Annotated in this window: 3 protein-coding genes; all 3 read left to right on the top strand. The window is 72.0% G+C overall.

What is annotated here, in order from left to right:
* A partial coding sequence (locus tag AC2VNT_RS04435; protein WP_486945698.1) for a DUF7168 domain-containing protein occupies positions 1-678 on the top strand: 678 nt, incomplete at its 5' end.
* The gene (locus AC2VNT_RS04430; RefSeq protein WP_486945697.1) at positions 675-1,184 is read left to right on the top strand and encodes a TIGR04338 family metallohydrolase; all 510 of its coding nucleotides are present in this window, start codon (positions 675-677) and stop codon (positions 1,182-1,184) included. The genes AC2VNT_RS04435 and AC2VNT_RS04430, both read left to right, overlap by 4 nt.
* A gap of 120 nt (positions 1,185-1,304) precedes the next feature.
* Positions 1,305-1,833 (top strand): O-methyltransferase (locus AC2VNT_RS04425; RefSeq protein WP_486945696.1); only part of this gene is annotated, 529 nt, incomplete at its 3' end.

Below are 1,833 nucleotides of genomic sequence, written 5' to 3'. Positions count from 1 at the left end.
GAGGCCGAGGCGTTCACCGCGGCGGCGCAGCGGCTGGCCACCGCGACCTCGATCGACCTGGCGGTCGCCCGGTCGCACAGCGCGACCCGTTCGGCGGCGCAGGCTCCGCTGCAGCGCACGATCACCATCGGTGAACCGGGCACCCGGGGTCTGCGCACCTATGTGCAGCTGTTCGTGGTGATCGCGTCGGCCAACGACGTGCGCTGCGACGTCGCGTCCAACTCGACGTTCGTCTACGCCTACGGGTTCGGCGAGGACATCGACGCCAGCCATGCCCTCTACGCCAGTCTGGTGGTGCAGATGGTGCGGGCGTCGGACGGCTACATCGCCTCCGGCGCCCATCGCCCGACACCGACCATCACCGCGCGGCTGAACTTCCAGCTCGCCTTCGGCGCCCGGATCGGCCACCGGCTGGCCGAGGCACGCGACCAGGCCCGTCGCGAGGTGAAAAAAGACCGCAAGCGTGCCCCGAGCACCGCGCTGGCCCTGCGGGACAAGGAGATCGAGCTGCACGACTACTACCGCCAGGCGTCCAAGGCGCGCGGCGTCTGGCGGGCCAGCCGGGCATCGGCGGGCTACTCGTCGGCGGCGCGCCGGGCCGGCGACCGGGCTGGAATGCGGGCGCGGCTCGGCGACGGCCCGTCACTGTCGACGGCGCGTCGCGCGCTGGGGCGGTGACCGACCGGCGGGTGAAGCGCGACCGGCAGCGCGCCCGGGTCTACGCCGCCGAGGCGTTCGTCCGGACGCTCTTCGACCGGGCCGCCGAGCGCGGCTCGGGCGACGTGAACTTCTTCGGAACCAGGCTGACCCTGCCGCCGGAGGCCCGGTTCGCCTCGGTGACCGCGGTGCAGCGCTACGCCGACGAGGTGCTGGCGCTGCCGGCCGTCCGGAGTCGGTGGCCGGATGTGGGCCCGCTGTCGGTGCGTGGCCGTCGCGCGGTCACCGCGGCGCACTATGAACGCAGCGGGGACGCCGGAGTCATCGCGGTTCCGGAGCGCCGCGGCGGGGACTGGGCGCTGCGGGAGTTGGTGGTGCTGCACGAGATCGCCCACCACCTGTGTGACGCGCCGCCGCCGCACGGGTCCGAGTTCGTCACGACGCTGAGCTCGCTGGCCGAGGTGGTGATGGGTGCCGAACTCGGTTACCTGCTGCGGGTGGTGTTCGCCCGCGAAGACGTGCGGTGACGCACCACGTCCGCCGGTTCTGCGTCACCGCCGCCGGGCAAGCGCCCCTATACCCCATAGGGGTATGTGGTACAGGGAATTGGGAAGACGAAATCGCGCTCGCCGGTTAGCCTCGGTGACGTGACCGAGAAGCCAACGCCCCGCGACGTCGATGCCCTGCTGGACCACACCCTGGTCGGCGACGATCCGGCCCTGGACACGGCGCTCTCAGCCAGTGACGCGGCGGGGCTGCCGCAGATCGCGGTCTCGGCGCAGCAGGGCAAGTTCCTCTCCCTGCTGGCCCGGGGCATCGGTGCCCGGCGGGTACTGGAGATCGGCACTCTGGGCGGCTACAGCACCATCTGGCTGGCCCGCGGGGTCGGACTAGACGGCCGGGTGGTGACCTGCGAGTACGATCCGACGCACGCCGAGGTGGCCCGTCGCAACCTCGCCGACGCCGGCGTGGGCGACCGGGTGGAGGTGCTGGTCGGCGCGGCGCTGGACACCCTGCCGAGCGTTACCGGCCCGTTCGACCTGGTCTTCATCGACGCCGACAAGGAGAACAACGCCAACTACCTGGAGTGGGCGGTCCGGTTGTCCCGACCGGGCGCGGTCGTGGTGGTGGACAACGTCATCCGGGACGGGCAGATCCTGACGCCGGAGAACAAGG

It is taken from the genome of Mycobacterium sp. TH-M15 (assembly GCF_057473705.1).
Note: the sequence above shows the minus strand (reverse complement) of the source record. Positions and strands in the feature narration are given on the sequence as shown.